The sequence below is a fragment of the Pseudomonas sp. NY15181 genome, from assembly GCF_048068055.1.
Classification (GTDB): Bacteria; Pseudomonadota; Gammaproteobacteria; order Pseudomonadales; family Pseudomonadaceae; genus Pseudomonas.
Map to the genome: position 1 here is coordinate 121,106 of NZ_JBLUPT010000005.1, position 26,197 is coordinate 147,302.

At 66.0% G+C, this 26,197-nt stretch carries 27 protein-coding genes; 9 read left to right on the plus strand and 18 right to left on the minus strand.

The window, feature by feature from the left end; translation table 11 throughout:
- Positions 1-87 precede the first annotated feature (87 nt).
- From ACNFBT_RS14270 to miaB, 4 genes are all read right to left on the minus strand, one after another.
- Positions 88-927, minus strand: a complete 840-nt coding sequence (locus ACNFBT_RS14270) for an HlyC/CorC family transporter (protein ID WP_416750291.1) — start codon at positions 925-927, stop codon at positions 88-90.
- A gap of 20 nt (positions 928-947) precedes the next feature.
- A complete protein-coding gene (gene ybeY, locus ACNFBT_RS14275) occupies positions 948-1,409 on the minus strand; it encodes an rRNA maturation RNase YbeY (protein WP_416750293.1) in 462 nt (153 codons plus the stop codon).
- Positions 1,402-2,403, minus strand: coding sequence for a PhoH family protein (locus tag ACNFBT_RS14280; protein WP_416750295.1), 1,002 nt, complete (start codon positions 2,401-2,403; stop codon positions 1,402-1,404). Before ACNFBT_RS14280 ends, ybeY begins: the two co-directional genes overlap by 8 nt.
- A gap of 105 nt (positions 2,404-2,508) precedes the next feature.
- Positions 2,509-3,846, minus strand: a complete 1,338-nt coding sequence (gene miaB / locus ACNFBT_RS14285; RefSeq protein WP_416750297.1) for a tRNA (N6-isopentenyl adenosine(37)-C2)-methylthiotransferase MiaB — start codon at positions 3,844-3,846, stop codon at positions 2,509-2,511.
- A gap of 137 nt (positions 3,847-3,983) precedes the next feature.
- On the opposite strand from miaB, the gene ACNFBT_RS14290 reads away from it, so the two are divergent.
- Positions 3,984-4,316: a DUF1820 family protein gene (locus ACNFBT_RS14290; RefSeq protein ID WP_416750299.1), complete on the plus strand. Its 333-nt coding sequence runs from the start codon at positions 3,984-3,986 to the stop codon at positions 4,314-4,316.
- A gap of 123 nt (positions 4,317-4,439) precedes the next feature.
- Here the strand turns inward: ACNFBT_RS14290 and ACNFBT_RS14295 are convergent, their stop codons facing one another.
- From ACNFBT_RS14295 to ACNFBT_RS14310, 4 genes are all read right to left on the minus strand, one after another.
- Positions 4,440-4,985, minus strand: coding sequence for a tetratricopeptide repeat protein (locus ACNFBT_RS14295; protein WP_207884645.1), 546 nt, complete (start codon positions 4,983-4,985; stop codon positions 4,440-4,442).
- A gap of 204 nt (positions 4,986-5,189) precedes the next feature.
- Complete coding sequence (gene hemL, locus ACNFBT_RS14300) at positions 5,190-6,476, minus strand: glutamate-1-semialdehyde 2,1-aminomutase (RefSeq protein WP_416750301.1); 1,287 nt, start codon at positions 6,474-6,476, stop codon at positions 5,190-5,192.
- 42 nt (positions 6,477-6,518) lie between these two features.
- Positions 6,519-7,148, minus strand: a complete 630-nt coding sequence (gene thiE, locus ACNFBT_RS14305; protein ID WP_416750303.1) for a thiamine phosphate synthase — start codon at positions 7,146-7,148, stop codon at positions 6,519-6,521.
- A 28-nt stretch (positions 7,149-7,176) separates the two neighbouring features.
- Positions 7,177-7,974 carry a hydroxymethylpyrimidine/phosphomethylpyrimidine kinase gene (locus ACNFBT_RS14310; protein ID WP_416750305.1) on the minus strand — a complete coding sequence of 266 codons (798 nt, stop codon included), beginning with the start codon at positions 7,972-7,974 and terminating at the stop codon, positions 7,177-7,179.
- A 207-nt stretch (positions 7,975-8,181) separates the two neighbouring features.
- On the opposite strand from ACNFBT_RS14310, the gene ACNFBT_RS14315 reads away from it, so the two are divergent.
- Positions 8,182-10,572, plus strand: coding sequence for a 7TM diverse intracellular signaling domain-containing protein (locus ACNFBT_RS14315; protein WP_416750307.1), 2,391 nt, complete (start codon positions 8,182-8,184; stop codon positions 10,570-10,572).
- Between the two features lie 66 nt (positions 10,573-10,638).
- On the opposite strand, the gene ACNFBT_RS14320 is transcribed toward ACNFBT_RS14315, so the two are convergent.
- Positions 10,639-11,658: a branched-chain amino acid aminotransferase gene (locus ACNFBT_RS14320; protein WP_416750309.1), complete on the minus strand. Its 1,020-nt coding sequence runs from the start codon at positions 11,656-11,658 to the stop codon at positions 10,639-10,641.
- 382 nt (positions 11,659-12,040) lie between these two features.
- Between ACNFBT_RS14320 and ACNFBT_RS14325 the strand changes: the two genes are divergently transcribed.
- Both ACNFBT_RS14325 and ACNFBT_RS14330 read left to right on the plus strand, forming a co-directional pair.
- A complete protein-coding gene (locus tag ACNFBT_RS14325; protein WP_416750311.1) occupies positions 12,041-12,709 on the plus strand; it encodes a TetR/AcrR family transcriptional regulator in 669 nt (222 codons plus the stop codon).
- Complete coding sequence (locus tag ACNFBT_RS14330) at positions 12,706-14,355, plus strand: acyl-CoA dehydrogenase family protein (RefSeq protein ID WP_416750313.1); 1,650 nt, start codon at positions 12,706-12,708, stop codon at positions 14,353-14,355. Before ACNFBT_RS14325 ends, ACNFBT_RS14330 begins: the two co-directional genes overlap by 4 nt.
- A gap of 40 nt (positions 14,356-14,395) precedes the next feature.
- On the opposite strand, the gene ACNFBT_RS14335 is transcribed toward ACNFBT_RS14330, so the two are convergent.
- The 3 genes from ACNFBT_RS14335 to ACNFBT_RS14345 form a co-directional block, all read right to left on the minus strand.
- On the minus strand, positions 14,396-14,803 hold the full coding sequence (locus ACNFBT_RS14335) for a type II toxin-antitoxin system HicB family antitoxin (RefSeq protein WP_416750315.1): 408 nt from the start codon (positions 14,801-14,803) through the stop codon (positions 14,396-14,398).
- Positions 14,804-14,832: 29 nt separating this feature from the next.
- Complete coding sequence (locus tag ACNFBT_RS14340; protein ID WP_416750316.1) at positions 14,833-15,015, minus strand: type II toxin-antitoxin system HicA family toxin; 183 nt, start codon at positions 15,013-15,015, stop codon at positions 14,833-14,835.
- 91 nt (positions 15,016-15,106) lie between these two features.
- Positions 15,107-15,613 (minus strand): Bro-N domain-containing protein, encoded by a 507-nt coding sequence (locus ACNFBT_RS14345; RefSeq protein ID WP_416750318.1) that lies wholly within the window; start codon positions 15,611-15,613, stop codon positions 15,107-15,109.
- A gap of 513 nt (positions 15,614-16,126) precedes the next feature.
- On the opposite strand from ACNFBT_RS14345, the gene amn reads away from it, so the two are divergent.
- The 3 genes from amn to ACNFBT_RS14360 all read left to right on the plus strand — a co-directional run bounded on the left by amn (position 16,127) and on the right by ACNFBT_RS14360 (position 19,126).
- On the plus strand, positions 16,127-17,611 hold the full coding sequence (gene amn / locus ACNFBT_RS14350; RefSeq protein WP_416750320.1) for an AMP nucleosidase: 1,485 nt from the start codon (positions 16,127-16,129) through the stop codon (positions 17,609-17,611).
- A gap of 58 nt (positions 17,612-17,669) precedes the next feature.
- Positions 17,670-18,446, plus strand: coding sequence for a deoxyribose-phosphate aldolase (gene deoC / locus ACNFBT_RS14355; protein WP_416750322.1), 777 nt, complete (start codon positions 17,670-17,672; stop codon positions 18,444-18,446).
- 116 nt (positions 18,447-18,562) lie between these two features.
- Complete coding sequence (locus ACNFBT_RS14360) at positions 18,563-19,126, plus strand: hypothetical protein (protein WP_416750324.1); 564 nt, start codon at positions 18,563-18,565, stop codon at positions 19,124-19,126.
- A gap of 178 nt (positions 19,127-19,304) precedes the next feature.
- Here ACNFBT_RS14360 and ACNFBT_RS14365 read toward each other — a convergent pair whose 3' ends face one another.
- The gene (locus ACNFBT_RS14365) at positions 19,305-20,351 is read right to left on the minus strand and encodes an MBL fold metallo-hydrolase (RefSeq protein ID WP_416750326.1); all 1,047 of its coding nucleotides are present in this window, start codon (positions 20,349-20,351) and stop codon (positions 19,305-19,307) included.
- Positions 20,352-20,498: 147 nt separating this feature from the next.
- Here ACNFBT_RS14365 and ACNFBT_RS14370 point away from each other — a divergent pair, with 147 nt between their 5' ends.
- The gene (locus tag ACNFBT_RS14370; RefSeq protein ID WP_416750328.1) at positions 20,499-21,065 is read left to right on the plus strand and encodes a pseudouridine synthase; all 567 of its coding nucleotides are present in this window, start codon (positions 20,499-20,501) and stop codon (positions 21,063-21,065) included.
- A 27-nt stretch (positions 21,066-21,092) separates the two neighbouring features.
- Here ACNFBT_RS14370 and ACNFBT_RS14375 read toward each other — a convergent pair whose 3' ends face one another.
- Positions 21,093-21,296 carry a DUF2788 domain-containing protein gene (locus ACNFBT_RS14375; RefSeq protein ID WP_416750330.1) on the minus strand — a complete coding sequence of 68 codons (204 nt, stop codon included), beginning with the start codon at positions 21,294-21,296 and terminating at the stop codon, positions 21,093-21,095.
- 828 nt (positions 21,297-22,124) lie between these two features.
- Positions 22,125-22,604: an Lrp/AsnC family transcriptional regulator gene (locus ACNFBT_RS14380; protein WP_416750332.1), complete on the minus strand. Its 480-nt coding sequence runs from the start codon at positions 22,602-22,604 to the stop codon at positions 22,125-22,127.
- Between the two features lie 439 nt (positions 22,605-23,043).
- Here ACNFBT_RS14380 and ACNFBT_RS14385 point away from each other — a divergent pair, with 439 nt between their 5' ends.
- Positions 23,044-24,207, plus strand: coding sequence for a DUF6515 family protein (locus ACNFBT_RS14385; protein WP_416750334.1), 1,164 nt, complete (start codon positions 23,044-23,046; stop codon positions 24,205-24,207).
- Here ACNFBT_RS14385 and ACNFBT_RS14390 read toward each other — a convergent pair.
- The 3 genes from ACNFBT_RS14390 to ACNFBT_RS14400 are packed head-to-tail and all read right to left on the minus strand — an operon-like array spanning position 24,200 to position 26,026.
- Positions 24,200-25,096: a cation diffusion facilitator family transporter gene (locus ACNFBT_RS14390; RefSeq protein WP_416750335.1), complete on the minus strand. Its 897-nt coding sequence runs from the start codon at positions 25,094-25,096 to the stop codon at positions 24,200-24,202. The genes ACNFBT_RS14385 and ACNFBT_RS14390 overlap by 8 nt on opposite strands.
- Entirely contained in the window at positions 25,096-25,608 is a 513-nt protein-coding gene (locus ACNFBT_RS14395) for a DinB family protein (RefSeq protein ID WP_416750337.1), read from the minus strand. The genes ACNFBT_RS14390 and ACNFBT_RS14395 overlap by 1 nt, the downstream gene beginning before the upstream one ends.
- 1 nt (position 25,609) lies before the next feature.
- A complete protein-coding gene (locus ACNFBT_RS14400) occupies positions 25,610-26,026 on the minus strand; it encodes a polyribonucleotide nucleotidyltransferase (RefSeq protein ID WP_416750339.1) in 417 nt (138 codons plus the stop codon).
- Between the last annotated feature and the right edge of the window lie 171 nt (positions 26,027-26,197).

The following is a 26,197-nucleotide window of genomic DNA, read 5'->3' on the forward strand; positions in this document are numbered from 1 at the left end:
GCAAGCCAAAAGCCATGAGCCGGCAGCAGTGTGACGTTGCAGGTAGAGAGGGGCGTGCCTTCTTGGAGGGGCGGCCCCTGGCGGACGTCAATCCTGCAGCGGGGTCAGGCGCAGCAGGTGCAGCCGGCGGCTGTCCGCGTTGAGCACGCGGAAGCGGAAACCGCCCAGTTCGGTGGTCTCGTTGCGCTTGGGCAGGTGCCCGAAGGCGCTCATCACCACGCCGCCGACAGTGTCGAATTCGTCGTCGGAGAACTCCGCGCCGAAGAAGTCGTTGAAGGCTTCCACCGGGGTCAGTGCCTTGACGATGAAATCGCCGCTGGGCAACGGCTTGATGTAGCTGTCCTCCTCGACGTCGTGCTCGTCCTCGATGTCGCCGACAATCTGCTCCAGCACGTCCTCGATGGTCACCAGCCCCGCCACGCCGCCGTATTCGTCGATGACGATGGCCATGTGGTTGCGGTTGGCGCGGAACTCACGCAGTAGCACATTCAGGCGTTTGGACTCGGGCACGAAGGTGGCCGGGCGCAGCAGGTCCTTGATGTTGAAGGCGTGGTTCTGGTCGTGAAGGATCAGCGGCAGCAGGTCCTTGGCCAGCAGGACGCCCATGATGTCGTCCAGGCTCTCGCCGATCACCGGGTAGCGTGAGTGCGCGGCTTCGATGATGGCGGGGAGGAAGTCGGCGGGCTTGTGCGTCGATTTGATGGAGATCATCTGCGAGCGCGGGATCATGATGTCGCGGACCTGGAGGTCCGCCACCTGGATCGCGCCTTCGACGATGGACAGCGCTTCACTGTCCAGCAGCTTGTTGTCGTGGGCTTCGCGCAGGAGCTCAAGCAGCTCCTGGCGGTTTCTCGGCTCATGGGCAAAAGCCTGGGTGATCTTGTCCAACCACGACTTGTGCCCATTGCTCGATCGGTCTTCGCTCATCTTTCCTTGCTCAGTGGCGTTTATTCTTCGTCGGCCGCGTACGGGTCCGGATGACCCAGTTCGGCCAGCAACTCCCGTTCCAGGCCTTCCATTTCCTCGGCCTCGGCATCTTCGATGTGATCGTAGCCGAGCAGGTGCAGGCAACCATGGATGACGAGATGGGCCCAGTGGGCCTCGAGGGACTTGCCCTGTTCGGCGGCTTCGCGCTGCACCACCGGGGCGCAGATCACCAGGTCGCCGAGCAGCGGGATGTCCAGCAGCTCGTCGGGAACGTCGGCGGGGAAGGACAGTACGTTGGTGGCGTAGTCCTTGTGTCGCCAGGTTTTGTTCAGTTCGCGGCCTTCGCTTTCATCCACCAGGCGGATGGTCAGCTCCGAGTCGTTCTGGCGCTGGCGCAGGGCCAGTTCGCACCAGCGGCGGAAGTCGGCTTCGCTGGGCAGGCCGGGCGCTTCGGAGGCTATCTGCAGGTCCAGTTCAAGCATGCTTGCCGCCCTGGCTTTCGACGCCGGTCAGGCGGTTCTCGTAGGCATCGTAGGCATCGACGATGCGCTGCACCAGCGGGTGGCGCACCACGTCCTTGGACTTGAAGTGGGTGAAGCTGATGCCGGGCACGTCGCGCAGCACCTCCATCACATGCTTGAGGCCCGAACGGGTGCCGCGCGGCAGGTCGACCTGGGTGACGTCGCCGGTGATCACCGCGGTGGAGCCGAAGCCGATGCGGGTGAGGAACATCTTCATCTGTTCCATCGTGGTGTTCTGGCTTTCGTCGAGGATGATGAAGCTGTTGTTCAGCGTGCGGCCGCGCATGTAGGCCAGCGGCGCGACTTCGATCACCTGGCGCTCGATCAGCTTGGCTACGGTCTCGAAACCGAGCATCTCGTAGAGCGCGTCGTAGAGCGGGCGCAGGTACGGGTCGATCTTCTGCGACAGGTCGCCGGGCAGGAAGCCGAGCTTCTCGCCGGCCTCGACCGCCGGACGTACCAGCAGGATGCGGCGGATCTGCTCGCGCTCCAGGGCGTCCACGGCGCAGGCCACCGCGAGGTAGGTCTTGCCGGTGCCGGCCGGGCCGATGCCGAAGTTGATGTCGTGATCGAGGATGGCCTTCACATAGCGCTGCTGGTTGGTGCCGCGCGGGCGGATGTGCGCCTTGCGGGTCTTGAGCGTCACCAGGGGCGCCTCGGGGGCGTTGACCAGGTCTTCCAGGCCGGACTCCTGCAGGAACAGGTGGACCATGTCGGGCGTCAGCTCGGTGCCGTTCTGGACCTCGCGGTAGAGACGCTGCAGAAGGTGCTCGGCGGCTTGGGTGCGCTCCGGTTCACCGACCAGCTCGAACTGGTTGCCACGGTTGCGGATCTCGATGTCGAGGCGCTTCTCGATCTGATGCAGATGCTCGTCGAACTGCCCGCACAGGTTGGCAAAGCTGCGGGCCTCGAAGGGTTCGAGCATGAAACGATGAATATCCAGAGGGGCGTTCAAGGTGTTGTCTAAGTCGCCGTGTTGCGAATGGGGATGGTCGAAGAATAACTCCAGGCGACCGAGTACGAAAGTTCGGACGCCATCGGGGTATTCAACGGCCGATGATCAGTGACCTGTTTCCACGAGGGTGGCGCGCAGGGAGTTGGGCAGCGCCTCGTAGATTTCCACGTCGACGAACTGGCCGATCAGGCGCGGGTTGTCGCAGCGGAAATTGACCACGCGGTTGTTCTCGGTGCGGCCCTGGAGCTGGCCGGGGTCGCGCTTTGCGTAGTCGGTGACGAGGATGCGCTGGACGGTACCGACCATCCGTCGACTGATCTCGAAACCCTGCTGGTTGAGGCGGCTGTTGAGGATCAGCAGGCGCTGCTTCTTCACCTCTTCCGGGGTGTCGTCCACCAGGTCGGCGGCCGGGGTGCCCGGGCGCGAGCTGTAGATGAAGGAGAAGGAGAAGTCGAAACCGACGTCTTCCACCAGCTTCATGGTCTGCTCGAAGTCCTGCTCGGTCTCGCCGGGGAAACCGATGATGAAGTCCGAGCTGATGCAGATGTCCGGCACCGCCGCCTTCAGCTTGCGGATGCGCGACTTGTATTCCAGCGCGGTGTGGTTGCGTTTCATGGCGGCGAGGATGCGGTCGGAACCGGCCTGCACCGGCAGGTGGACGAACTTCACCAGCTGCGGCACTTCGGCGTGGGCGGCGATCAGTGCGTCGGAGAACTCCAGCGGGTGCGAGGTGGTGTAGCGGATGCGCTCGATGCCATCGACCTCGGCGACCACGCGGATCAGCTCGGCGAAGTCGGCGATGCGGCCGTCATGGGTCTGGCCACGGTAGCCGTTGACGTTCTGCCCCAGCAGCGTGACTTCCTTCACGCCGTTCTCGGCCAGGTGGATCACCTCGGCGAGCACGTCGTCGAACGGCCGGCTGACTTCCTCGCCGCGGGTGTAGGGCACCACGCAGAAGGTGCAGTACTTGCTGCAGCCTTCCATCACCGAAACGAAGGCGGTGGGGCCGTCGACGCGGGGTTCGGGCAAGCGGTCGAACTTTTCGATTTCCGGGAAGGACACATCCACCTGCGGTTTGCGGGTGGCGCGGGCGGCGTCGATCATCTCCGGCAGGCGGTGCAGGGTCTGCGGGCCGAATACCACGTCGACGTACGGAGCGCGTTCGCGAATCGCTGCGCCTTCCTGGCTGGCCACGCAGCCACCGACGCCGATCACCAGGTTCGGGTTCTGCTGCTTGAGCACCCGCCAGGCGCCCAGCTCGGAGAACACCTTCTCCTGGGCCTTCTCGCGGATCGAGCAGGTATTGAGCAGGATCACGTCGGCTTCTTCAGCCTTCTCGGTGATCTCCAGGGCCTGGTGTTCACCCAGCAGATCGGCCATTCGCGAGCTGTCGTACTCGTTCATCTGGCAACCGTGGGTTTGAATGAAAAGCTTCTTGGCCATGGAGTCGTTCTGGGCTGGTTAAAAAATGACCGCGCATTATATGCCTCGGCGCGGGCGTCTGCCACCGCTGGCTGAGTGGGATGGGCGCGGCTGTGCTATGCTGCGTGCCCATTTTGCAAAGCTGTCATCCTTCGTTCATGAGCAAGCGCGAGAACCCGATCTACAAGGTGGTCTTCCTCAACCAGGGCCAGGTGTACGAGATGTACGCCAAACAGATCTACCAGAGCGATCTGTGGGGCTTTCTGGAGATCGAGGAGTTCGTCTTCGGCGAGCGCACCCAGGTGGTGGTGGACCCCAGCGAGGAAAAGCTGAAGGCGCAGTTCGACGGCGTCATCCGCAGCTTCGTGCCGCTGCACTCGATCATCCGCATCGACGAGGTGGAGCGCCTGGGCACCGCGAAGATCAGCGAGGCCAAGGTGAGTGGCAATGTCATGCCGTTCCCCATGCCAATGCCGGGCAAGGACAGCTGAGGCTCAGCTCTTCTGTAGGAGCGAGGGGGACGCCTGGTTCTTGCTCGCCAACCGCCCAGTACCGAAATCAGCCGTATGGCCCTGTTCGCGAGCAAGCTCGCTCCTACAAAGAGCTGGCGTGAATCAGGGTAGCGGCGAGAACGGCGAGTTGCCGGCGGTCTGCAGTTCGATCAGGTAGTTGCGGAAGATCTGCCCGAGCACCTTGGTGGCGATGTCCAGCTCGTCCTTGTTCATCTGCTCGGCGACCAGGTCGGCGCTGTCCATGGCGTCTTCGGCACCGTTCACCGCAGCCATCTTCAGCACGATGTAGGCCTGCACGTTGTTGGCCTTCACCCCTTCGCCACGGAAGAACATGGTGCCCAGGCGCAACTGGGCATTGGCGTGGCCTTGCAGCGATGCCTTCTCGAACCAGTGCAGCGCGGCCTGGAAGTCGCGCGGGGCAAGGTCGCCGGTGTAGTAGAACTCACCCAGCTCGTACTGTGCTTGCGCATCACCGCCATTGGCTGCCTGCTGGCAGCTGGCCAGTGCCTGTTGCAGCTGTTCGGGCACGGTGTTGAGGACGCAGCGGCCGGTCGCCGGAATCAGCAGCGAGTTACCGCCCGCCTGGGTCAACAGGGGGAAGGCGAGCAACAGGCAACCCAGTAGCAGGGTACGACCGGTGCGGTACATGGGGAACAGCGGCCTCCAGAATCGGGGCGGGCAAAGCCCGGCCAGCGAAACGCGCCGGCTTTCACATTATGAAATAAGCGGGCGCTTCCTTACAAAGTCTTTACCTTCTTTTCTGTTTTTTCTGCAGCGGCGGTAAGAACAGTGAGGAGGAGTGTAACGCGGGGATAAAGCGGAAGGCGCCCGTTCGGGCGCCTTCACTGGGGCTTACTTGAGCGCGGCGAAGGCGCGCTCGGCGGCGTCCAGGGTCAGCTTCAGCTCGGCTTCGCCGTGGGCGATGGAGGTGAAGCCGGCCTCGAAGGCGCTCGGAGCCAGGTACACGCCGGCGTCCAGCATCAGGTGGAAGAAGCGCTTGAAGCGTTCCACGTCGCTGCCCATCACGTCCTCGAAGGTGACGATGTCGTCGGCGCCGGTGAAGTACAGGCCGAACATGGCGGCGCCCGCCTGGGTGGTCACGAAGGGCACGCCGGCGGCGTCGGCGCGCTCCTGCAGGCCTTGCAGCATGCGGGTGGTGTAGGTGGTCAGCTCGTCGTGGAAGCCCGGGCGGCTGATCAGGCGCAGGGTGGTCAGGCCGGCGGCCATGGCCAGCGGGTTGCCCGACAGGGTGCCGGCCTGGTAGACCGGGCCGAGCGGGGAAATCTGCTCCATGATCTCGCGCTTGCCGCCGAAGGCGCCCACCGGCATGCCGCCGCCGATGATCTTGCCAAAGGTCGACAGGTCCGGGGTGATGCCGTAGTGGGCCTGGGCGCCGCCCAGGGCAACACGGAAGCCGGTCATCACTTCGTCGAAGATCAGCACCACGCCGTGCTTGTCGCACAGGCTGCGAAGGCCTTCGAGGAAGCCCGGGGCCGGCGGCACGCAGTTCATGTTGCCGGCGACCGGTTCGACGATGATGCACGCCACTTCCTTGCCGACTTCGCCCAGGGTCTTCTCCACCGCGGCGATGTCGTTGAACGGCAGGGTCAGGGTGTGCTTGGCGAAGGCCGCCGGCACGCCGGGGGAGTTCGGCACGCCGAAGGTCAGGGCGCCGGAGCCGGCTTTCACCAGCAGGCTGTCGGAGTGGCCGTGGTAGCAGCCTTCGAACTTGATGATGCTGTCGCGGCCGGTATAGCCACGGGCCAGGCGGATGGCGCTCATGGTGGCTTCGGTGCCGGAGCTGACCATGCGCACCATGTCCATGGACGGAACCAGGGAGCAGACCAGGTCGGCCATTTCCACTTCCAGCGCGGTCGGCGCGCCGTAGGACAGGCCGTGGTCGAGCTGCTTGCGCACCGCGTCGAGCACGTCCGGGTGGCTGTGGCCGAGGATCATCGGGCCCCAGGAGCCGACGTAGTCGACGTAGCGCTTGTCATCCTCGTCCACCACGTAGGCGCCTTCCGCGTGCTTGAAGAACAGCGGGGTGCCGCCGACGCTCTTGAACGCGCGCACCGGCGAGTTCACGCCACCGGGGATGTGTTTCTGGGCATTGGCGAAAAGCGTTTCGGAACGGGACATGGTGTACCTCGCGAAGCTGTGAAGTGCCGGGCGCGTGGGCGCTCAGCGGGTTTCGAAGAGTTGGCTGAAGGCGCGGGCGCGTTGTTCGACTTCGGCCGGGGAGTCGGCGGCGAACAGCGCGTGGATCACGGCGATCATGTCGGCGCCGCGGGCGATCAGCTCGGGCGCGTTGTCCAGGGTCACGCCGCCGATGGCCACCAGCGGCACGTTGAAGCGGGCCTTGGCCTGTTCCAGCAGTTCGACGCTGGCGGCCGGAGCGCCTGGCTTGGTCTGGGAGTTGAAGAAGCGACCGAAGGCGACGTAGCTGGCGCCTTCGGTGATGGCCTGCTCGGCCAGTTCGAGGCTGGCGTGGCAGGTGCCGCCGATCACGGCATTGCGGCCGAGCAAGGCGCGGGCGGCGGCCAGCGAGCCGTCGGTCTGGCCCAGGTGCACGCTGACGCCCAGGCGCGCCGCCAGTTCGGCGTCGTCGTTGATCAGCAGCGTGGCGCCGTAGCGCGCGCAGAGTTCGCGCAGGGCCTCGGCTTCACGCAGGCGGCGCGAGGCGTCGTCGGACTTGTCGCGGTACTGCAGCAGTTTCGCGCCGCCTTTCAGGGCCGCTTCGACGTAGGGCAGCAGGCGGCCGCCGTCGAGCAGCTGGCTGTCGGTGATGGCGTAGAGTCCGCGCAGTTTCATCAAGGCCTCGATCATTGGAACGGTTGAATCAGTTGCAATAGTCCAGCGGCAGGCGGCGCGGCACGTACTGGCCGTGGCCGGGCGCTTCCGCGTCGCGCAGGGTGCGCCAGGTGTAGTCCAGGGCGCTGCGCACCGCGCTCACCAGTTCCTCGCCCAGGGCCAGGCGGCCGGCGAGGGTGCTCGCCAGGGTGCAGCCGGAGCCGTGGTAGCTGCCCGGCAGGCGTTGGCAGGTGAAGGTGTGGCGCTGGCCGTCGCGGGTGTACAGACGGTTGTGCACTTCGGACTCGTCGCCGTGGCCGCCGGTGATCAGCAGGTGCTGGATATGAGGCAGCAGCTTTTCCGCGCACTCGTCCGCCGTGCCTTCGGGCAGCTCGGCGAGGATGCGCGCTTCGGGCAGGTTCGGCGTGGCGATGGCGGCGATCGGCAGCAGCCGCTCGCGCATGGCGTAGCCAACATCATCCTTGCCCAGCGAACCACCGCCGCCGGCGCGCAGTACCGGATCGCAGACCAGCGGCACACCCGGCAGGGACTGCATGATCTCGACGACCGTGTCGACCATCTGCACCGAGCCGAGCATGCCCAGCTTGACCGCCGCCACCGGCACGTCGGCAATCACGGCGTTGGCCTGGGCCAGCACCCACTCGCGGTCGAGCACGCGGAAGTCGGAAACGTTGACGGTATCCTGAACGGTCAGCGCGGTGACGGTGGGTGCCGCGTGGCAGCCTTGGGCGATCAGGGCTTCGATATCGGCTTGCAGGCCGGCGCCGCCACTGGGGTCGTGGCCGGACAGGCAGAGCACTACGGGACGGGAGGTTGGCGTTTTCATGGCGCGGGAGCTTATCACCAAAACGTGGCCTTGAGCTGACCGAACGGTCCGATCCGCATCGCCCGGCCAAACCCTGGCCGGAGGGTCGAATGCCACGTGGCACAAGGCCTGTGCTAGAGTTCGCCGATTCCAACACAACGCCTCTACGGCGCGCCGAAGCGGGAGATGGGGCTCCCGGCGCGACTGTCGGCGGCACTGCGGGGCACCATGCGGCATTGGCTGATCTTCCTGATCCTTCTCATCCTCTCGCCAGTGGCGAGCGCCATCAGCTTCGACGAGCATGTCGGGCAATTGCCCCTGGGCCGGGCAATGGATGTCTTCGAAGATGTGCGCGGCACGGCCGATATCTCGGAGATCAGTTCTCCGGCGCTGGCCGCCAGCTTCCGTCGGCACGAGCGCGACGTGCTCAACGCCGGCTACTCGCGTTCGGTGTTCTGGCTGCGCCTGGACCTCGACTACCAGCCCCGGGCTTCCCGTGACCCCGCCAACTGGCTGCTGGAACTGGCCTACCCGCCGCTGGACAAGCTCGACCTCTACCTGCCCGATGGCAAGGGCGGCTTCCAGCTGGCACAACGCACCGGCGACACCCTGCCATTCGCCAGCCGGCCGATCCGCCAGAACAACTACCTGTTCGACCTCAAGCTGGAACCCGGCAAACCGCTGCGGGTGTACCTGCGCCTGGAAAGCCAGGGTTCGATCCAGGCGCCGCTGACGCTCTGGTCGCCCAAGGCCTATCTGGAGGAGCAGCCGGGGCGCATCTACGTGCTGGGCATCATCTACGGCGTATTGCTGGTGATGCTGATCTACAACCTGTTCATCTACCTGAGCGTCCGCGACACCAGCTACCTCTATTACATCCTCTATATAGCCTCGTTCGGCTTCTACCAGATCTCGGTCAACGGCGCCGGCATCGAATACTTCTGGCCCAACAGCCCCTGGTGGGCCAACGCCGCCACGCCCTTCCTGATCGGTTCGGCCGGCCTGTTCGGCTGCCAGTTCGCCCGCAGCTTCCTGCATACCCGCGAGCACAGCCTGTGGATCGACCGCCTGCTGCTGGTGCTGATGGCGGTGGGGGCGCTGGTGATGACCCTGGCGCTGACCGTCAGCTACGCCGTCGCCCTTCGCCTGGCCACCTACCTGGCGCTGGCCTTCACCGTGGTGATCTTCACCGCCGGCATCCTCGCCTGGCTGCGCGGCATGCGCGTGGCGCGCTACTTCATCTTCGCCTGGAGCGCCTTCCTGCTCGGCGGCGTGGTCAACACGCTGATGGTGCTGGGGCTCCTGCCCAACGTCTTCCTCACCATGTACGCCAGCCAGATCGGTTCGGCGCTGGAGGTGGGCCTGCTGTCGCTGGCGCTGGCTGACCGCATCAATGCCATGAAGGAGGAGCGCACCCGCATCCTCCAGGAGACCAGCCGCAAGCTGGAGCAACTGAACCTGGAACTGGCCAGCAGCAACCGCCTGAAGGACGAGTTCCTCGCCACCGTCACCCACGAACTGCGCACGCCGATGAGCGGGGTGATCGGCTCGCTGGAACTGATGCAGACGGTGCCGATGGACATCGAGCTGGCCCAGTACCACAAGACCGCCAATGGCTCGGCGCGGGACATGATGCGCATGGTCAACGACATCCTCGCGCTGATCGAACTGCAGGCCGGCAAGCTCTACCCGCGCCGCGAGCCGTTCAGCCTGCGCGGCCTGTGCGACGGCCTGCGCGCCCAGTACGCGCCGCGTGCCGAGGAGCGCGGCCTGCGCTTCGTGCTGCAACTGGACGAGAGCCTGCCCGATACCCTCGAAGGCGACGCCGGCAAGCTGGCCCAGGCGCTGGGCTACCTGATCGACAACGCCATCAAGTTCACCCACCACGGCGGCGTCAGCCTGCGCGTCAGCGGTGTGCCCAACGCGGAAGGGCTCGCGTTGCGCCTGGAGGTCCAGGACAGCGGGATCGGCTTCACCACGCCGTCGGACGGTTCGCTCTACCAGCGTTTCTATCAGCTCGACGGTTCGCTGACCCGCGAGTACGGCGGCCTCGGCATCGGCCTGGCACTGTGCCGCAAACTGGTTGCACTGCTGGGCGGCGAGCTGTCCCACGAATCCACGCCCGGAAAGGGCAGCTGCTTCAGCCTGATCCTGCAGGTCGGCCAGCCGGTGCAGAGCATCGCCCCGCCGCCGCGCCGCGCGGGCGGGCAGGCGCTGCGCGGTCCGGACCAGTGCACCGTGCTGGTGGTGGAAGACAATGCCATCAACCAACTGGTGATCCGCGGCATGCTGCTCAAGCTCGGCTACCGCGTGCGCACCGCCGACAACGGTGCCGAAGCCATCGAGTTGCTGCGCCGCGAGGCCGTCGACGCGGTGCTGCTCGACTGTCAGATGCCGGTGATGGACGGCTTCGCCACCTGCCGTGCCCTACGGACACTGCCGCGCTGCGCCGACCTGCCGGTGCTGGCCATCACCGCCCACAGCCACAGCGGCGACCGCGAGCGCTGCCTGGCCGCCGGGATGAGCGACTACCTGGCCAAGCCGGTGAAGTTCGAGGAGTTGCAGACGCTGCTGCACGACTGGTTGCTGTGCCAGCCGGCGCTGCCCAGCCCTGCATAAATTACCGCGCCTTAAATGAAAACGCCCGGCATCTGCCGGGCGTTTCGTGAGGGCTTGGAGTCAGGCTCAGACCTTGACCACCCAGCCTTCCGGGCCTTCCACGTCGCCGGTCTGGATGCCGGTCAGCTCTTCATAGAGACGACGGGTCACCGGGCCGACATCTTCGCGGCTGTAGAACACGTGCAGCTTGTCGTTGTACTGGATGCCGCCGATCGGGGTGATCACCGCAGCGGTACCGCAGGCGCCGGCTTCCTTGAAGCGCGCCAGATCGTTGATCTCCACGTCGCCCTCGATCACCTTCAGGCCCAGGCGCTGGGCGGCCAGCTCCATCAGCGACAGACGGGTGATGCCCGGCAGCACCGAGCTGGAGCGCGGGGTGACGAACTCGTTGTCATGGGTGATGGCGAAGAAGTTGGCCGAACCCACTTCCTCGATGCGGCTGTGGGTGGCCGGGTCGAGGTAGATGCAGTCGGCGAAACCGGCCTTCTTGGCCTGGGAGCCCGGCAGCAGGCTGGCGGCGTAGTTGCCACCGACCTTGGCGGCGCCGGTGCCCTGAGGCGCGGCGCGGTCGTAGGTGGAGATCATGAAGTCATGGGGCTTCATGCCGCCCTTGAAGTAGGCGCCGACCGGGATGCAGAACACCGAGAAGATGAACTCCGGAGCCGGACGCACGCCGATGTTGTCGCCCACGCCGATCACGAACGGACGCAGGTACAGGGCGCCGCCGGAGCCGTACGGGGGTATGAAGCGCTCGTTGGCGCGGACGACCTGCTTGCAGGCGTCGATGAACTGCTCTTCGGACACCTGCGGCATCAGCACGCGGGCGCAGCTGCGCGCCATGCGCGCGGCGTTCTGGTCAGGGCGGAACAGGTTGATCGAGCCGTCCTTGCAACGGTAGGCCTTCAGACCCTCGAAGCACTGCTGGCCGTAGTGCAGCGCCGTGGAACCCTCGCTGATGTGCAGGGTGTTGTCCTCGGTCAGCTTGCCGTCGTCCCACAGACCATCGCGCCAGTGGGAGATGTAGCGGAAGTCGGTCTTGATGTAATCGAATCCGAGCGAGCCCCAATCGATGTCTTTTTGTTCCATGGTTGCCTCATTCAATGGGATTACCTGCGGCGTGTCGCATACCTGGCGTGGCAGGCGAGCATCCGGGCAGATGGGTTCGGGACCCTGGCGATGGGCGCGGCCTGAATCGGGCGACTCGGCTGCGCGGCGGGAACGGCGTCCTCCGCTTGATGGTCACCGCCAGGACTCCACCAAGACTTGCCATGATACCGGCGATATTCGCGGCTGTGGGCACTCGCAGGTGAATATCCCTGCCATCAGTCGCATCGGGAACCGAGCGACACCCCCGACTGGACGTTGCGCGGCGTTGTCCTGATAGGCCCTACCGCTGGCGCTTTTGCCCCTTTGGCCAAGTCCTGAAGCGTGATTCACTGCTTGAAAGAGGTGAATCCGGATTCAGACTATGGTCTACCGTCAAACCCAGGCGCGTCTGCAAAAGGATGGTGAGGTTCGAGAGCGCATCCTCGAACTGGCGTTGATGCGGGTCGCCGACCGCGGATTCGCGGCATTGACCATGCAGACCCTGGCTGAAGACGCCGGCATCGCCACCGGCAGCCTGTATCGGCACTTCCGCGGCAAGGGCGAGCTGGCCGCCGAAGTCTTCTCCAGTGCCAGCCAGCGTGAAGTCGATGCCCTCGCCGAGGTACTGGCCGCTCCCGGTCGTGCCGCCGAACGCCTGCAGTGCGGCTTGCGCCAATTCGCCGCGCGCGCCTGGGGCAGCCGCCAGCTGGCCTTCGCGCTGATCGCCGAGCCGGTCGATCCCGAAGTCGACGAGCAGCGCCTGATCTACCGCGAAGCCTACGCGGCGCTGTTCGTGCAACTGCTGGAGCAGGGCATCGCCCAGGGCGAATTCCCGGCCCAGCCGGTTCACCTGGTCGCCGCCTGCCTGGTTGGCGCCATCGCCGAAGCCCTGGTTGGGCCGCTGTCGCCGCCGGCACGCGCCGCGCGGGACGCCGGCCAGCCCGGCGCGTCGCTGGCGGACGTCAGCGATGCCCTCGTCCATTTCTGCCTGCGCGCCGTCGGTGCGTCCCTTTCCGCTATGCAAACGCCTGCCAAGGAGGATCAGCCATGAGCCTGCACCAGTACGCCGAAACCCACGAAGTGACCAACCAGGTACCGCCGCTGGACGGCGCCAACCTCTATCGCGTCGATGTGCCGTTGCAGGAATGGGTACGCCGCTTCGACGGCGGCTGGGCCGAGCAGAAACTCGACGCCTACGGCGCGCTGGCCGGCGGACCGCTGATGGCGGCGGGCTTCCTGGCCAACGAGAACAAGCCGGTATTCAAATCCCACGACCGCTACGGCCACCGCATCGACCTGGTGGAATTCCATCCGGCCTACCACGAGCTGATGCGCGCCTCGATCGAAGCCGGCATCCCGTCGATGCCCTGGACCGACCCGCGCGCCGGCGCCCAGGTCGCCCGCGCCGGCCTCAGCTACTTGCACAGCCAGGCCGAAGCCGGCACTGGCTGCCCGCTGACCATGACCTTCGCCAGCGTGCCCGCCCTGCGCCTGCAGCCGGACATCGCCGAGAAGTGGCTGCCGAAAATCCTCTCCACCCAGTACGACCCGCGCAACCTGCCCATCGAACAGAAGGCCGGCGCCACCATCGGCATGGCCATGACCGAGAAGCAGGGCGGCACTGACGTGCGCGCCAACACCACCCGCGCCTATCCGGTGGGCATGCCCGGACCGGGCCAGGCGTACGAGCTGGTCGGCCACAAGTGGTTCTGCTCGGCGCCCATGTGCGATGCCTTCCTCACCCTGGCCTACACCGACAAGGGCCTGACCTGCTTCCTGCTGCCGCGCCACCGCCCGGACGGCAGCCGCAACGAGTTCTACATCCAGCGCCTGAAGAACAAGCTGGGCAACTGGTCCAACGCCTCCAGCGAAGTCGAATACCGTGGCGCGCTGGCCTGGATGATCGGCGAGGAAGGCCGCGGCGTTCCGACCATCATCGAAATGGTCGCCATGACCCGTTTCGACTGCATGATCGGCTCCAGCTCCCTGATGCGCCAGGCGCTGACCCAGGCCGCGCATCACTGCGCCTACCGCCAGGTCGGCGGCCGCGTGCTGGCCGAGCAGCCGCTGATGCAGAACGTGCTGGCCGACCTCGCCCTGGAGAGCGAAGCCGCGCTGGCGCTGACGATGCGCATGGGCCGCGCCCTGGATCGCCTGCACGACGAGCAGGAAGACAAGTTCGCCCGCCTGGTCACCGCCGTGGGCAAATACTGGATCTGCAAACGCGCCCCCGCGATGATCAACGAAGCCGCCGAATGCCTGGGCGGCGCCGGCTACGTCGAAGACACCATCCTCCCGCGCCTGTACCGCGAGGCGCCGGTCAACTCCACCTGGGAAGGCTCGGGCAACGTGCAGTGCCTGGACGTGCTGCGCGCGCTGTCCAAGGAACCGGGTGTGCTCGACGCACTGTTCGCCGAACTGGGCGACGGCCACGGCGATGCGCGGCTTGCTTCCTTTATTGGCAACCTCAAGGCGTCCTTCGCCGACACCCACGACATCCAGTACCGCGCCCGCCAGCTCACCGAGAACGTGGCGGTCGCCCTGCAAGCCAAGCTGCTGCTGGAGGCGGGCAACTCGACGGTCTCCGACGCCTTCATCGCCAGCCGCCTGAGCGACGGTGGCCGCGTCTACGGCACCCTGCCGCGCGGGGTGGATGTGGCGGCGCTGGTGGCGCGCTCGACGCCGCATATGGCGTGAGGTGGAGATGGCGGGGCGATTGTGCCCCGCCCGATAGCTGTCATACGCCGCGAGTGAGTTTTTCCAGTGCGGCGGAGGCCAGGAAGGACGAGCGGCTTTTCACGCCGTGCAGGCGCACATGGTTGTCGATGCGCTGAATGATGTAGCCGGGCAGCGTCACGTTGACCTTCTCGGTCTTGCCCAGGTACGGGGTGATGTCGATCTCCAGCAGTCCCCAGCCCATACCCGCGAAGTCGGGATGGCTGCGGTGAGCCGCGACGCTGGTCGGCAAGGGGACTTCCTGGCCGGCTCCGGCAATCTCTTCGAGCATCAGATGCGCGACTTCGACGGCAGCCGCATAGGCGTCCTCATAGGTGTCGCCAGCCGTGACCGCTCCGGGAATGTCCGGGATGTGGATGCCGATGGCCGTCTCGTTGTCGCCCCATTCGATGGCGATTGGGTATTGCATGGTCTTTCTCCCGTGGAGCATTCGCCGATTCAGATCAGCCCTGCACGTTTTCTGATGCTCCGTACCGTTCCGATGGGGAGGTCCTTCTTCGGATGAGGAACGGGCACGGAGTGAGGGCGGGCGGGGTGGGTGAATACGTGATGGCTGCCGGTAATTCGCTGAAGCGTCCATCCTGCTGCCTCCAGTTCCTTGATCAGCTCCCTGCTCTGCACTGACTCCTCCCGCTATTAACTGTCATTTAAATGCCTCCAGGGTTATCTTTCAATCGTTGAAAGTAACTCTGGAGGGATGTTTTGATGAAGGTCAGACTCCCACGCGCCATCTCAGCGAATGCCACCACTTCGTGCGAGGCGGTGTTGCGGGCTTGAGTTGCAGGAGCTGCGGCACATCCGTGTAGCGCACCCAGAACTGGTCATTCCATTCCAGCAGGGCGATGTCGCGGCTTTCCCAGCGCAGCAGGGAGCGGCGTGGGTGTTGCGCGGGGAGAGTAGGGCCGCGAAGCGCGGGGATGACTTCGGTGGTGATCCACTGGCGCAGGCTACGGTTTTCCGGGTGGCGGTAGCGGGTGAGGAGGGCAAAGAAACCGGCTTCGCTGACCAGCCAGGTGTCTTCCTCGCCGCTGTGGGTTTGCAGCCGCACCTGTCGCCGAAGGTCGGCGTCGAGACGGTGTTGGATGAAGTGTTCCGCCGGGCAGCCCATCAGGCCGCCTAGGTCGCGCGCGGCGAACCAGGGCTGGTCTTCCAGCATCAGGGCGCGGAGGGAACGTTGGTGACGCGTGAAAACAGTGGGTTTATGAACTTCATTGTCCATCAGCAGTACTCCAAAAATGATTGGGAGCAGCTGCACCCCATCGCCGTCAATCGAAGGGAGGCAAACCGCGCGGGGTTGACGGACCGGCCCACTGATACCGGCAGACCTCTATGTTCAGAAGGTCTCCCTGCGCGATTTGCCATTGAGCGTCGCGATCATTTATCGCGGGCACAAGCAACCTGCAAAAGCGTTCGTCACTTTCGCATGCGTCCAAAAACGCAATCGCGCCAAATGGGTTCGGGCCGTCAAACCCGGCTGCGGGATTGACCGCAGCGCCGGCCAATCTACCGAGGGCGCCTGGGCAAACAAGGCACCGCCGGCAGCTTGGGACGACCCGTCACGCGATTTACGAAAACGGAACAGGTACCGGTTCATTGGCGCTGTCATCCGCACTCGCGGGCGCGGATTCTGTCATAAGGCTTATTCCACCTTTCCGCTCATCCTGCCGGTATGGAATCTGTCATCCCTTTCTGTGACGGAAGCAGGCAAGATGGAGCTGATCGTTCAGACAGGATGCCCACCATGAGTCTTTCGACTGGCGACGAATGCTTCGTTGCCCAGACCGCCGAAGAGGCCGTCGATCAACTGGCCGTGCTGCACGAGCGGGCCACCGGCGCCCTGAACCAGGCGCTCAAGCGCTACCTGAAGGAGCGCGCGGTGCCCGACGCCGAGCAGCGCAGCCTGTTCCGCTACCCCGAGTTGCGGGTGATCTACCTGTGCCAGGGCGAAGTGCCTTCCACCACCCGCGCCTACGCCAAGGTCCAGGTGCCGGGCACCTACGCGGTGACCATCACCCAGCCCAAGGCCTTCCGCAAATACCTGCTGGAGCAGCTGCGCCCGCTGATGGCGGACTTCACCGTGCGGGTGGAAGTCGGCGTCAGCGACCAGAACATTCCCTACCCCTACGTGGTGGAGCAGGGCGATGAGCTGGGCGGCTCCGGGGTGACCGCCGCCGAGCTGGCGCGGGTGTTCCCCAGCACGGACCTGTCCGCTACTTCCGACGGCATCGCCGACGGCCTCTACGAGTGGGAGGGCGCCGACCCGATGCCGCTGGCGCTGTTCCACGCCGCGCGCACCGACTTCTCCCTGCGCCGCCTGGTGCACTACACCGGCAGCGACTGGCGCCATGTGCAGCCGTGGATCCTGCTGACCAACTACCACCGCTACGTCGACCAGTTCATCCACCTGGGCCTGCAGCGCCTGCGCGACGATCCGCGCTTCGTGCGTATGGTGTTGCCGGGCAACGTGATCGTCGAGCGCGGCATGGACGAGGGCGAGGCCAATGCCATAGTCGCCGGCGTCGAGTGGCACCGCTTCCAGATGCCGGCCTACCACCTGATCGCCGAGGACGGCGACGGCGTGACCCTGGTGAACATCGGCGTCGGCCCGTCCAACGCGAAGAACATCACCGACCACCTGGCGGTGCTGCGTCCGCATTGCTGGCTGATGGTCGGTCACTGCGGCGGCCTGCGGCAGTCGCAGACCATCGGCGACTACGTGCTGGCCCATGCCTACATGCGCCGCGACGGCATCCTCGACCGCGTGCTGCCGCCGCACATCCCGATCCCGGCGCTGGCCGAGGTGCAGCTGGCGCTGCAGGAGGCCGCCGCCCTGGTGACCGGCGAGCGCGGCGACCAGCTCAAGCGCCGCCTGCGCACCGGCACCGTGCTCACCTACGACGACCGCAACTGGGAGCTGCACTGGGCCCAGGAGCGTCCGCTGATCAACCTGGCGCGGGCCATCGCCGTGGACATGGAGAGCGGCACCATCGCCGCCCAGGGCTACCGCCTGCGGGTGCCCTACGGCACGCTGCTGTGCGTCTCGGACAAGCCGCTGCACAGCGAGATCAAGCTGCCCGGCGCGGCCACGGCGTTTTACCAGCGCGCGGTGAGCCAGCACCTGTCCATCGGCATCGCTGCTGTCGACCTGCTGCGCACCCAGCTCAACTCGCTGCACTCGCGCAAGCTGCGCAGCTTCGACGAGCCGCCGTTCCGCTGATCCGCAATCGCGGCGGGGCACCGCTTGCCCCGCCGCCAGCCGCAGGAGGTGGCTGCCGATGACCGATCCTCGCAGGACGCCGGCGGGCCGGGTGCTCGCCCTGCTGGACCTGACCTCGCTGAACGCTGGCGATGATCTGCAAAGCACTGTCGATCTCTGCCGTCGGGCGCTGACGCCCTACGGCGAGGTGGCGGCGGTGTGCGTCTGGCCGAAGCTGGCGCACGTCGCCCGGCGCACGCTCAATACCCTGGGCGGACGCGGCGTGAAAGTCGCCAGTGTGTGCAACTTCCCCGCCGGCAATGCACCGCAGGCCGATGTGCTGGACGAGGTGCGCAAGACGCTGGCCGAAGGCGCCGACGAGATCGATCTGGTCTACCCGTGGCGCCGGCTCAAGGCGGGTGGTCCTTCCGGTGCGGTGGAGCTGATCCGCGCCTGCAAGACGTTGTGCGGCCCCTATCACCGGCTCAAGGTCATCCTCGAAACCGGCGAGCTGGCCGATCCGGAGCTGATCCGCACGGCCTGCCGCGAGGCCATCGCCGGCGGCGCCGATTTCCTCAAGACCAGCACCGGCAAGGTGGCGGTGAACGCCACGCCGGAAGCGGTGCGGGTGATGCTCGAATGCATCGAGGAGGCGGGTGGGAAGGTGGGCCTGAAGGTTTCCGGCGGCCTGCGTACCCTGGCCGATGCGCAGCGTTACCGGGCGTTGGTGGAGGAACGCTTCGGTGCTGCTTGGATCACGCCGGAGCACCTGCGCTTTGGCGCCTCGTCGCTGCTGGATGATCTGCTGCGCGAGCTGGGGGTGGATGCGCAGCCCGTGTCCACCCGCGACTATTGATCGGCGAGCGTTGACGGGGCGAGGGGCGGGCCTAGAATGCTCGCCTCGCGTGCCATGGGGAACCGTGGCGCGTCCCTTCGGTCGGACCTTCGCCGACCTTTTCCGCTGGTGATCCCATGTCGTTCCGCGCCCCTTCGCACCTCACCAATCCCTTGCGCCGTTTCGCCCGCCGACTGGTGGAAGGCGGCACCCCGGAAGTCGCCGCGCCATTGTCGCTACCGGAAAGCCTGGCCGGCGAGCCCTGGTTCTCGGTGGGCAAGGCGGTGGAGGGACTCGGCGGCGAGCGCGTCGACGGCTGGTGCCTGGAGGAGTGGCCGGGCCTGGCCCTGCGCGCCCGCTTCAGTGCCTGCTGGCGCGATGCCCAGGGACGGCTGTGGAATGTGCTGCCCGGTGGCGGGGCGATCGCCTTCCTGCCCGATCCGAAGCGCCGCTACGAAGGTGTGCCGCTGGCCGAGCAGTTCCACGCCCTGGAGCGTGACGAGCTGCTGGAGGATTACCTGTGGCTCTGCCGCGAACTGGCGCGCAACCAGCTCGACGACGAGCACCGGGAGGTCCGCGAGGGCATGCGCCAGCGCCTGGAAAGCTGGCTGGAGTTGGGCGGCCGGGGTGACAAACCGTGTCCGTGCAACAGCGGCAAGCGTTATCGCAATTGCTGCAGCAAGCGGGTGCGAGCAGCGTAGGGCGTATAACGCTCCGCGTTATACGCCGTTTGACCTTGGTTTCCGGCCGCACGGACTTCAACCTGGGCGCATGTAACCCAGCGCTTCGAACTCGGCCAACGTGGCAACTGATGATCACGGTGAATCGGCGTACAACCGCGAACGGTTGTACGCCCTACGGGCGTGAAAGCAGTTGTTCCTACAGGGTCACCCACGGCAGCGGCGCTACGTGCCACTGGTCCCCCGGCTTGGGCGCCCGGAAGCGCTCGACCGCAACGCCACGCTGCTCCAGCGCCCGTGCCAGATCGCTGACCGGGGTGAACTGCCCTTCGTCGCTCAGGCGGAAGGTGCCGAAGTGGATGGCCATGCTGCACTGCGAGTCGAGCTGCTGGTGCGCCTGCACGGCATCATCCGGGTTCATGTGGTGATGGCGCATGAACCAGCGCGGCTCGTAGGCGCCGATGGGCAGGGCGGCGAAGCGCATCGGGCCGAAGCGCTCGTGCATCAGCTTGAACTCCTCGCCCAGGCCGGTATCGCCGGGGAACAACACCGGGCCGTCCGGTGATTGCAGCACGAAGCCCAGCCACAGGGTGCGGTTGGTGTCGCGCCGCGAACGGGCCGACCAGTGCTGAGCCGGCACACCGCTGAGCAGCATGCCCTCGGGCAGCGGCAGGCTTTGCCACCAGTCCAGCTCAATCACGTCATTGAAGCCGCAGGCGCGGATCAGTTCGCCGTTGCCCAGACCGGTCACCACCTTTGCCTCCGGGAAGCGCCGCGCCAGTTCGCGCAGGCTGCCGATGTCCAGATGGTCGTAGTGGTTGTGGCTGACCAGGATCAGGTTGATCGGCGGCAGTTCGTCCAGCGCCAGTCCCGGCGGGTGATGGCGGCGCGGGCCGATGAAGCTGAACGGGCTGGTGCGTTCGCCCCACAACGGGTCGGTGAGGATGTTCAGCCCGCGGTGCTGGATCAGCAGGGTGGCGTGGTTGATGTAGGTGACGCGCAGCTCCTCTCCGCTGACCTGGGCCTGCACGTCCGGCCGCGTGGCCGGGCCCGGCTGGTCGACCCAGGGCGTCTGCCGGCCGCGCTCGCGCTGCCATTTGAGGAAGGCGCGCAGGCCGTGGTGCGGCTGACTGTCGAGGTTGCGGAAGCGTTGGCCGTCGAAGTTCGCGGCCTGCGGGCCACGGTAGCGGGCGCCCAGGCGGCCGCTGAGGTTGCGCAGGGTGATCAGCCAGGTGGGGTGGCTCATGGGTGTGCTCTTGCAGTAGGGGCTCGGCACAACCTAGCATGCCGGGCATTCGCTTCACCCCCATCTCCGGTTACCAGTCTTTTCGCCATGTCCCGTCCGCCTCGCCCAGCTTCCCGTCGTCCCGCTCCCCGTCCTGCGCCTCGCCGCGTGGCCAAGGCGCCGCCGGCACAGCCGCGGCTGATCTTGCTGAACAAGCCGTTCGATGTACTGACTCAATTCAACGATAGCGAGGGCCGGGCGACCCTGAAGGATTTCGTCGAGGTGTCGGGCGTCTATCCCGCCGGACGGCTGGATCGCGACAGCGAAGGCCTGTTGCTGCTGACCAACGATGGCCGCCTGCAGGCGCGCATCGCCGACCCCAAGCACAAGCTGCCGAAGACCTATTGGGTGCAGGTGGAAGGGGAGCCGAGCGACGAGCAGCTCGAACAGTTGCGCAAGGGCGTGCAGCTCAACGACGGCCCGACCTTGCCGGCCGAGGCGCGGCGGTTGGCCGAGCCGCAGCTGTGGGAGCGCAATCCGCCGGTGCGGTTCCGCAAGTCGGTGCCCACGGCCTGGCTGGAGCTGGTGATCCGCGAGGGGCGCAACCGCCAGGTGCGGCGGATGACGGCGGCCGTCGGCCTGCCGACCCTGCGCCTGGTGCGCGTGCGGATCGGGCCATGGAGCCTGGAGGGTTTGCAGCCGGGGCAGTGGCGGGACGTCAGCCCCGAACTCTGATGGCCGGGGCGGGCGCGGGAGAGGGCGTCAGAAGCCGCCTTCGAGCCCCGCGACGACGACGGACTTGATCAGGAAGCCCAGTACGCCCAGGCCCAGGGCGAAGAACAGCACCATGGTGCCCATGCGGCCGGCTTTGGACTTCTTCGCCAGATCCCAGACGATGAAGGCCATGAACAGGATCAGGGCGGTGACCAGCCCGTACATCATCCAGTCTTCGAAACTTTCGTTCATTGCTGCTCCTGCCCGGTGCGGAGGTTGTCCGAGGGACGCCGGGGCTGAGGGTGGTGGTGGAGAAGGCGCGCATTATACGCATCTGGTTGTTTGATGATCAGGGGTGTTCAGAAATTGATCAGTTCTTGCTGTGGGAGGGGCGGAGTGCCCTCGAATATCCCGCCCGTGGCCGGCTGGCGGGGAAATTTCCGGTCATGGATTGGTCTGGCGAGAGGCGGGGTGCGGTGCTGTGTCGCAGGGGGTGTAGGAGCGCGCTTGCTCGCGAACGGGCTGGCGTTGGATTTGTGCCTGGATCGCGGACGGAGTCCGCTCCTACGGGGTGAAGTCCGCGCGGCTTTCGTAGGAGCGGAGCTTCTCCGCGATGTTCTTCTTGTTTGGGTGTTTCTGCGCCGCTTCGGCGTGTGCTGATAGCTTTTGTTTCGCCCCCTCGGGCGACCTCCTTTGGCAAACGCCCCAAAGGAGGCAAAGGTCTTGCCCCGGACATCCGGTTTTTCGCTTGGGGCGAAAAATACCCTCGTTGAAGCGAAGTTTCAGGGGCACGAACTAGGCGTCCCCCCACGAAGGGCCATCCCTGGCCCATCGCGGCTCTCGCGACATCCATGTCGCTCAACCCCTGAAACTTCGCTTCAACGAGGCCTCCTGAACGGGGCCGTTCGGAGTGTGCGAGTGTTTCTCTGGAAGACTTCAAAGCCAAAGCCAAAACGTAGGGGCTTTCGTAGGAGCGGACCTTGTCCGCGAAATCCGTCGCGGATGACGCCAATTTCATCGGTAAATGCCGGCGCATGGCGCCCGGCGTAGGAGCGGACTCCGTCCGCGATCCGCCAGCGATCAAGCCCGCAGGTGATCCAGCGGCAACTCGGTACTGGCCAGCACATTGCGCAGCACGAAGCTCGACCGCACGCTGGTCACCCCCTCGATGCGGGTCAATGTACCGAGCAGGAAGTGCTGGTAGCGTTCCATGTCCGGCACCATCACCTTGAGCTGGTAGTCCGCGTCCATCCCGGTCACCAGGCTGCATTCCAGCACCTCCGGGCATTTGCCGATGATCTGCTGGAAGTGCTCGAAGCGTTCGGGCGTGTGGCGGTCCATGCCGATCAGGACGAAGGCGGTGAGGCTCAGGCCGAGCTTCTTGCTGTCGAGCAGGGCGACCTGGCGGACGATGTAGCCGTCGTCTTCCAGCTGTTTGACCCGTCGCGAGCAGGGGGAGGGCGACAGGCCGATGCGTTCGGCCAGCTCCTGGTTGGAGATGCGCGCGTCGCGTTGCAGTTCGGCGAGAATGCGCAGGTCGTAGCGGTCCAGCTTGTCCATGGATGCCTCGTGAATCTATTGAATTGCGCTTATGGCGCAATTTTTAGGTATTTGTTGCTCAGGTAGTGCCTATATGAGCAATCTTAGCAATCATTTCTCTGCTCTGTCGCCGTAGTATTTCTTCCAGATTCACAGCCCGGACATCACGTCCCCTGCGATCCGCCCAATCAGGCGCTTCGCGGCCCGCCGACCCAACAGGATCGCGCCGGCCACCGGGCTACGCACTGCCCAGAAGGCGGAGCGAGGTGAGCCGGCGCCAACAGCGACGAGCAGGACGAGATTCCCGAAGGGAGGCTGACGAGCCTCCCTTTTTTCTTGCCCGCGATTTCTCTGCCATCTTTACCCTGACTTTACTCAGCGCCTTGCAATACGCGGCCTGCGCCGTGGTCTATGGCATTGTCGCATCACTGTTTTCGGCCGAGGCCGAAGTGAGGGTTCCATGAAGTCGGGCATCTGGCCGTTCGCCGGGGTTGCCGTGCTCTCCCTGGCCGTTGCTGCCCAGGCGTTGGCAGCCGATCCGCCGGACCTGTCTGGTCCATCCCAGGGTCGACCCGCCGCCGGCCAGGGCAACAACGCCGGGGGCGGGCACACGCCCATGTCCCACGAGGGGCCGGGCCGGCCCATGGGCAACTGGCAGCAGCGGCCGCCGGAGAACGCCGGCGGGCAATGGCAGGGGCATCCTCAAGGGAACAACGGTAATGGCCAGTGGCAGGGGCGCCCCCAATGGAATGGTAATGACCAATGGCAAGGCCGCCCGCAGTGGAATGGCAACGGCCAATGGCAGGGCCACCCCCAATGGAATGGCAACGGCGGGCAATGGCAGGGCAATTCCAGGGGCGATCACGACTGGCATGGCAACCCACCGGGCAACAACGGTGGGTATTGGTCTGGCCGTCCACCCGTCAATAACGCCAATCCGGGGGTTCCCCCGCCGGGCGGCAACGACCAGTGGAAAGGCCGTCCCATCGGCGGTGGCACCACCCAGTGGCAGGGCGAGCATTCCGACCGGCCGGGCTGGCAAGGCGGTTCGCGTCCGCCGCCCGGTGGCTGGCAGGGGCGTCCGCCGCCGTCCCATGGCAACTGGGGACCGCACCCGTCGTACTGGCGTCCGGGTTATGTGGTGAACAGCGTGCCGCCGGGACACTACCGGGTGCCTTATCGCGGGGGCGATTACTACTTCAATGACGGCTACTGGTATCGCCCCTATGGCGCGCGCTACGTGGTGGTGACGCCGCCCTACGGGGTGCGGGTGCGCTACCTGCCGTCCTACGCCGAGCAGGTGTGGATCGGCAGCATCGGCTACTTCCTGGTGGCGGGGACCTACTACCTGTGGCAGGCCGAATCGCAGGATTACGAGGTGGTGGCGCCGCCGATGGAGCAACCCCTGGCGGCGCAGTCGGCCTACGACGTGATCGCGTATCCGCTGTACGGCCAGGGGCCGGAGCAGCAGAACCGCGACCGCTACGAATGCCACCAATGGGCTGCCAGCCAGAGCGGATTCGACCCGGCCTCGGCGACTTACGCGCCGCCGGCCTATGTCGCCGACAACTATCGCCGCGCCCTGGGCGCCTGCCTGAGCGGACGCGGCTACAGCATCAACTGATGGTCTCTTTGCCCACCACTTCCTGCGGGTCGGCGTGCACCAGCACCTCAGCCCGCGGGAATTCCTTGTGGATCGCCAGCACCGCCTCGTCGCACAACTGATGCGCCTTGGACAGGGTCAGCTCGCCGGGCAGTTCCAGGTGCAACTGGACGAACCAGTGGGTGCCGGAAATCCGCGTACGCAGGTCGTGGGCACCGAGCACGCCGGGCACTTCGCGCACCAGTTCGAGCATGCGCGTGCTGACGTCCGGCGGCAGCTCCTCGTCCATCAGCACGGCGACGGATTCGCGGGCGATCTGGAAGGAACTCCAGAGGATGTACAGGGCGATGCCCAGGCCGAAGATCGCATCCATCTGCTGCCAGCCGAACTGCGCCAGCAGCAGGGCGACCAGGATGCTGCTGTTGAGCAGCAGGTCCGAGCGATAGTGCAGCGAGTCGGCGCGGATGGCATTGGAGCCGGTGATCTTCACCACGTACCCCTGCACCATCAGCAGGGCGGCGGTGAGTGCCAGGGACAGCAGCATCACCGCGATGCCCCAGCCGGCGGCTTCCACCGGTTGCGGGTGCTGCAGGCGGTCGATGGCCTGGGTGCCGACCAGCACCGCGCTCACCGCGATGAACAGCGCCTGGGCCAGTCCCGAGAGGGATTCGGCCTTGCCGTGCCCGTAGCGGTGGTCGTCATCCGCCGGGCGGATGGCGTAGTGCACCGCCAGCAGGTTGAGGAAGGAGGCGGCCCCGTCGAGCAGCGAATCGGTCAGGCCGGCGAGCAGGCTGACCGAGCCGCTGAGCCACCAGGCGATGGCCTTGGCGACGACCAGGGTGATGGCCACGCCGAGCGACGCAAAGGTCGCCAGCCGCATGAGGTGGAAGTGGCTGGCGTGTTTGAGCATCAGGTGTCCATGCGATTGGGCAGGAAGTAGATGTAATCCAGCAGCGGGGCCTTCTGGCCCATGGCGGTCAGCGCCGCGCTCATCTGGCCACGGTGGTGGGTGCCGTGGTTGACCAGGTGCTGGACGATATTGGCCAGGCTCTGGCGGTGCGCCTGGCCGGCCATGTTGCGGTAGTCCAGCGAACTGCCGAGGGTGGCGTCGGACTGCTTGCCCAGCCACAGCCGCCAGGCGTCGACGCCCTCCTTGAGGAACGCGGCGAGGCTGGCGCGATCAGGCGCCGCCTCGGCATCCAGCCGCTCGAACTGCCAGGGCTCTCGCTGCACACGGGCGAACCAGATGCGATCGACCACCGCCAGGTGGTTGAGGGTGCCGTGCAGGCTGTCGAAGAACAGCCCGCGCGGCGCGCGATAGGCCGCCTCATCCAGGGGCGCCACCGCCTCCAGGATGCGGTCGTAGGCCCACTGGTGGTACGCCAGGAGTTGCTGAAGGTGTGAAGCGAGAGCGCCGTGCATATCAAGCCTCCGGGTGCAGACCCAGGCTAGCGAGTTGTTGGAGGCTGCCGCTGCGCTGGATCAGACGCGGGTCGTCCAGGGGCAGGCTGCGGCCGGTTTCACGCTCGAGGATCGCCTTGAGTTTAGCCTTGTCGACGGTGCCGTCTTCACTCACTGCATCCTTGAGCTTTTCCGGCGCGACCGAGTACTTGGCATCGGGCAGGTAGATGGCGCCGGTGGCGAAGTCTACGCCGAAGGCGATCAGGCCCGGGATGATGTAGAACAACAGACCGATGGCGTCGAAGACCGCGATGGCCGGGTCGATGCGGCCGTCGATCTGGCCGCGGCGGTCGGGGTAGAAGAGGGTGCCGCAGGCCGTCAGCTGACTGAACAGGGTGGCGCAAAGAACCGCGCAGGACACACGGGTGGCGAGACGCATGGAGAACCTCCGGGAGGATGATGCCGATAACTATATCAACGAGCCCGCTGCCATTGCTGGCGGATTCGCATTATGCGGCGGGCTCGCTGCTTCTAAGACTGCCGAGTCGGCCTTGCGGTTCGACCGGTATAATCGCCGCCCCGTGCGACCGCCGGGTTACCGCACCGTGAA